Below are 5,366 nucleotides of genomic sequence, written 5' to 3'. Positions count from 1 at the left end.
TATCACCCCCGGACCCCCGTGGGATATTTTTGAACAGATGAAAGGGAGCAAGGATGCCGCCGCTCAATATCAAGCAAGGTGCGACAAGTCATTCGGCCTATGAGCTGCGTGACCCCTACGGCGAGGCGATCGAGCAGCACACCCTGGCGGTCGTCGTTGACAACGAAAGCGGTGTTCTGGCGCGGGTGATCGGGTTGTTTTCGGGTCGCGGTTACAACATCGACAGTCTGACGGTCGCCGAGTTCGACCATGAGGGCCATCGTTCGCGGATCACGATTGTCACGCGGGGAACGCCGCAGGTGATCGAGCAGATCAAGGCGCAGCTTTCGCGCATCGTGCCGGTGCATGAGGTGCATGACCTGACCGTGGAAGGTCCGAGTGTGCAGCGCGAACTGGCCTTGTTCAAGGTCACCGGCAAGGGCGATGCCCGCATTGAGGCATTGCGTCTGGCGGAGATTTTCCGTGCGAATGTGGTTGACAGTACGCTGGAGAGTTTCGTGTTCGAGATGACCGGCACGCCGGAAAAGATTGACGCTTTCGCGGATCTGATGCGCCCCTTGGGGTTGCGGGAGATTGCGCGAACCGGGATCGCGGCGCTGTCGCGTGGGGCCTGATGCCTTTGGTCTTGCGGTTTTCGCAACGGCCGTCTTGCGGTTCCCGCCGACTTATCTGCCCTCAAAACGCGCCGGGCGTTTTTCCATGAAGGCGAGGACGCCTTCCTTGAAGTCATGGGTTTGACCGCAGGTGCCTTGCAGCTTTGCCTCCAGCAATAATTGGTCATCAAGGCTGTTGCCATGGCTTGATCGGATTGCGGTTTTGACGGCACGATAGGCAGCTGTGGGGCCAGCCGCGAGATGGGCGGCGCGGGCTTTCCAATGGGCCGCGAAATCCACATCGGCGATGGATTCGTAGATCATGCCCCAGCTTGCTGCCTGATCGGCGCTGATCTTGTCCGCGAAGAGTGCGGCCCCCATGGCACGGGCCGCACCGATCTGGCGCGGCAGCCAATAGGTGCCGCCCGCGTCCGGTATCAACCCGATGCGGGTGAAAGCCTGAATGAAGCTTGCCGATTGCGCCGCGATCACGACATCAGCGGCGAGCGCGAGATTGGCCCCTGCACCCGCGGCAGCGCCATTGACCGCCGAGATCGTCGGGATCGGGCAATCATAGATTGCGCGCAGCAGCGGTTCATATTCATCGCGCAGCGTGCGCTCCAAATCAATATCGGTGGCATTGGCGCGATCCCCAAGATCTTGACCGGAACAAAACGCGCGCCCTGCCCCGGTCAGCACCAGCACACGCGCCGTTTTTTCCGCAGCCTTGACCGCATGCAGTAACTCTGCCCGCATCCGGGTGGTCAGCGCGTTCATCACCGTGGGCCGGTTGAGGGTAATCAGGCCAAGCCCGGCGGTTTCCGAATAGATGATGGTGTCATAATACATCTGGCAAACCCTTTTACGTTGCACCCCACCATAGCGGGTGAGGCGCTTTGCGAAAGCCAGAACACTGCGTCACTCCGACAGGATTTCCGCAAGCCGCTTTTCTTCCTCCGCCGTCAAAGGCGCCGCTGGCTCCGCCCCTTTGCGGCGTCGCAGATAGGCGAACGCCCCGGCACCGCCGATCAGCAGCATCAGCGGCCCGGCAATCCAGAGCACCAAATTCGCGCCTTTGGTGGTCGGGTTCAGCAGCACATATTCGCCGTAGCGGTCAACGATGAAGGTAACGGCCTGCGCGTCGGTATCGCCCGCCACCAGCCGTTCGCGCAGCAAAAGGCGCAAGTCGCGGGCCAGATCGGCATCGCTGTCGTCGATGTTTTCGTTGCGGCAGACAAGGCAGCGCAGATCTTGCGACAGCGCACGGGCGCGCGCCTCCAGCACCGGGTCGGACAGGATCTCATCGGGTTGAACCGCAAGCGCCGGGCTTGCAAGCAGAGCCAGCGCCAACGTGGTTGCGCGGATCAGCGGCACACACTTTCGGCAGGCACGGCTACTTTCGGCCCCTGCGCCCGTGCGCCTGCACCGACGGGGTAGGGGCGGTCGGCGAGGCTGAACATGCCGCCGATGGCCATCAACAGTGCGCCGCCCCAGATCCAGTTGGCGAAGGGCTTGTAATAACTGCGCACCGCCCAGGAGCCATCGTCCTGCGGATCGCCAATGACCAGATAGATGTCGCGGGTGAAACCGTAGTCGATCCCGGCCTCCGTCGTCGGCATCCCCGCCACCGGATAGTCTCGCTTTTCCGGGTGGACGGTGGCGACGTGCGCGCCGTTGCGGCTGACGTCCATTGTTGCCATTGTGGTGTAATAGTTCGGGCCGGTGCCTTTTTCGACATCCGACAGGGTGACGGTGTAGCCGTGCAGATCGAAGCTGTCACCGACATGCATGGTGCGGATATCCTCCACCTGCCAGGCGGTCATCGCGGCGACGGCAAAGATGGTGACGCCAAGGCCGGTATGGGCGGTGGTCTTGCCCCAATCCGCACTCGGCAGGCGCAAGATGCGGCGCAGGCGTTCGAGGATTGCCCCGTGGCCGCTGCGCATCCAGAGGTCTTTGGCGGAACCGAACACCACCCAGGCGCCGAGCATCAGGCCGATCGGCCCCACTGCGGATTGCCCGGTCTGGACCGCATAGGCGAGCAAGCCAAGTGACGCCGCCAGAACCGCGACACCCCAAAGCCTGCGCATTGCGCGGCCAAGCTGTGCCCGTTTCCACGGCAGCGTTGCGCCTACTGGCAGAACCAGCGCGAGGCCGATCATGAACGGCGTGAAGGCCGCGTTGAAGAAGGGCGCACCGACGCTCAACTTGCGGTCCCACAAAAGGTCAGCGACCAGCGGCCAGATGGTGCCGACGAACACCACGAAACAGGCAACGGCCAGCAGCAGGTTATTGATTACAAGCGCGGATTCGCGGCTGACCGGGGCGAACAGGCCCTTCGCCTCCATCCGGCCCGCACGAAAAGCAAACAGGGTCAGCGCACCGCCCATGAAAAACGCAAGGATCATCAGGATGAACACGCCCCGCGCCGGATCATTGGCAAAGGCATGGACCGAGGTGATGACGCCAGAGCGGACGATGAAGGTGCCGATCAGCGAGAAACCGAAGGCAAGAATGGCAAGCAGGATCGTCCAGGCCTTCAACGCTTCGCGCTTTTCAACCACGATGGCGGAATGCAGCAAGGCCGCACCGATCAGCCAGGGCATGAACGAGGCGTTTTCGACCGGATCCCAGAACCAGAAGCCGCCCCAGCCAAGTTCGTAATAGGCCCACCAAGAGCCCAAAGCGATGCCGATGGTCAGGAATATCCATGCCGCCAGCGTCCAGGGCCGCACCCAACGGCCCCAAGCCGCATCAACCCGGCCTTCGATCAGGGCTGCCACGGCGAAGGAAAACGACACCGAGAGCCCGACATAGCCGAGATAGAGGAACGGTGGATGGAAGGCGAGGCCGGGGTCTTGCAGCAAGGGGTTCAGATCCTCGCCGTTGAAGGGCGGTTGCGCCATACGCAAAAACGGGTTGGAGGTCAGCAACATGAAGGCCATGAAGGCAACGCCGATGCTGCCCTGCACCGCCAGAACCCGCGCCCGCAAGGTTTGCGGCAGGTTGCCGCCGAACCACGCGACTGCGGCACCGAAAGCCGCAAGGATCAGCACCCAGAGCAGCAGGGAACCTTCATGATTGCCCCAGACACCCGCGAATTTGTAAAGCAGCGGTTTCAGGGTGTGGGAGTTTTTGACCACCAAAGCCACTGAGAAATCGGAGGTGACAAAGGCATAGGTCAGCGCGGCAAAGCTCGACAGGACCAAAAGCAACTGCACCCCTGCGGCGGAATCACCGAGCGCCATCCAGCCGCTCCACCGCTTCTGCGCGCCGATCAGCGGCATCACGGTTTGCAGAAGTGCCACGAAAAACGCAAGTATGAGGGCGAAATGGCCAAACTCGACGATCATGGTGGCTCCGTTCTTGCTGGTCGGGATCAATTGCGAAGCAGCAGGTTACGCCGATTTCGCGGCCGCGCCAATGGGGTTGCGCCAAGCCGTCGCAGCCATGTGAAATCCGGGGCGGGACCCGAGCCTGAAAGACAAGAGGTTTTGCTTTCCCGTGCCATGGTGTTAGGTCGTACCCATGAGCCGGGCACACCAAACGACGCAGCGCGGTGATGCCACGAATTGATCGAGGGGAAAATGAGATGGGCAAGAAGTGTATTCTGATTGGCGCACCGATTGATTGCGGCCAGCGCAGGCCGGGGTGCCTGATGGGCCCGGCGGCGTACCGGGTTGCGGGTATCGCGCAAACGTTGCGGGAATTGGGCCATGCGGTTGAAGACCGCGGCGATGTTGCGATGACCCCGGATGCGGGCGCGCGATGTGACAATCCGGCAGTGCATTCGCTGGCCGAATGTGTCGGCTGGTCGCAAGCCTTGAACGGTGCAACCGACCAGGCGCTGGACACCGGGTTCCCGATCATCATGGGCGGCGATCATTCCCTGGCGCTTGGGTCGGTCGCGGGTGCGGCGGCTCATGCCAAGGCCAAGGGCAAGCCCTTGTTTTTGCTGTGGCTCGATGCCCATTCCGATTTTCACACGCCTTTGACAACGACCAGTGGCAATCTGCACGGGACACCGGTGGCCTATATCGCGGGGCGCGACGGGTTTGATGCCTTCGGTCCCTTCCCGCATGTAATCCCGCCGGAAAATATCTGCCTGTTCGGAATCCGCTCCGTCGATCCGGCTGAACATGCGGCTTTGTTGAACCATGATCTGGAAATCAATGACATGCGGGTGCTCGATGAGCATGGCATCGTCAAGCCCCTGCGCGATTTCCTCGACAAAGTGGTGGCGGCGGGGGGGATGCTGCATGTTTCGCTCGATGTCGATTTCCTTGATCCGTCGATTGCGCCGGCGGTCGGCACTACGGTTCCCGGCGGCACCACAATCCGAGAGGCGCATCTGGTGATGGAATTGCTGCATGAAAGCGGGTTGGTGACATCGCTCGATCTGGTGGAGCTGAACCCGTTTCTGGATGAGCGTGGGCGAACGGCGCGGCTGATGGTGGATTTGGTGGCGAGCTTGATGGGGCGCAAGGTGTTTGACCGCCCGACGCGGAGTTTTGGCTGATCGTGGGGAATTTTCTGCGAAAATTCAGGGGGCGCTCGCGCCCCCTCGGTGCTGTGCACCTCACCCCCTGAGGATATTTTTGGCAGAGAAGACGGAACAAGGAGGTTCGGCATTGGCCGTTTTGCCGCATTTTTGCAGAAGTGATGGGGAGATATTTTTCGGCTTGCCCGCCGCGTGCCGATTTGGCGGGCATGGTGGCATTGCACCCGATATCCGCGATGGTCTATAGTCGCGGCAACCAGATGTTGTTCCCG

The 5,366-nt window shown here is 61.6% G+C and carries 5 protein-coding genes; 2 read left to right on the top strand and 3 right to left on the bottom strand.

Translation table 11 applies throughout. The features are described from left to right. The first annotated feature begins 53 nt into the window (after window positions 1-53). A complete protein-coding gene (gene ilvN / locus L0H65_RS13615; RefSeq protein ID WP_301459590.1) occupies window positions 54-614 on the top strand; it encodes an acetolactate synthase small subunit in 561 nt (186 codons plus the stop codon). A 51-nt stretch (window positions 615-665) separates the two neighbouring features. Here ilvN and L0H65_RS13610 read toward each other — a convergent pair whose 3' ends face one another. The 3 genes from L0H65_RS13610 to L0H65_RS13600 all read right to left on the bottom strand — a co-directional run bounded on the left by L0H65_RS13610 (window position 666) and on the right by L0H65_RS13600 (window position 3,946). Beyond that, a complete protein-coding gene (locus L0H65_RS13610; protein ID WP_301459589.1) occupies window positions 666-1,442 on the bottom strand; it encodes an enoyl-CoA hydratase-related protein in 777 nt (258 codons plus the stop codon). Between the two features lie 69 nt (window positions 1,443-1,511). After that, window positions 1,512-1,958, bottom strand: coding sequence for a cytochrome c-type biogenesis protein (locus tag L0H65_RS13605; protein ID WP_301459592.1), 447 nt, complete (start codon window positions 1,956-1,958; stop codon window positions 1,512-1,514). Next, window positions 1,958-3,946 (bottom strand): heme lyase CcmF/NrfE family subunit, encoded by a 1,989-nt coding sequence (locus L0H65_RS13600; protein WP_301459588.1) that lies wholly within the window; start codon window positions 3,944-3,946, stop codon window positions 1,958-1,960. Before L0H65_RS13600 ends, L0H65_RS13605 begins: the two co-directional genes overlap by 1 nt. A 239-nt stretch (window positions 3,947-4,185) precedes the next feature. Between L0H65_RS13600 and rocF the strand changes: the two genes are divergently transcribed. Beyond that, a complete protein-coding gene (gene rocF, locus L0H65_RS13595; RefSeq protein ID WP_301459591.1) occupies window positions 4,186-5,112 on the top strand; it encodes an arginase in 927 nt (308 codons plus the stop codon). The last annotated feature ends 254 nt before the right edge of the window (window positions 5,113-5,366 follow it).

Origin of the sequence: Pseudorhodobacter sp., assembly GCF_030452865.1 — a bacterium.
Lineage (GTDB): Bacteria > Pseudomonadota > Alphaproteobacteria > Rhodobacterales > Rhodobacteraceae > Pseudorhodobacter.
Note: the sequence above shows the minus strand (reverse complement) of the source record. Positions and strands in the feature narration are given on the sequence as shown.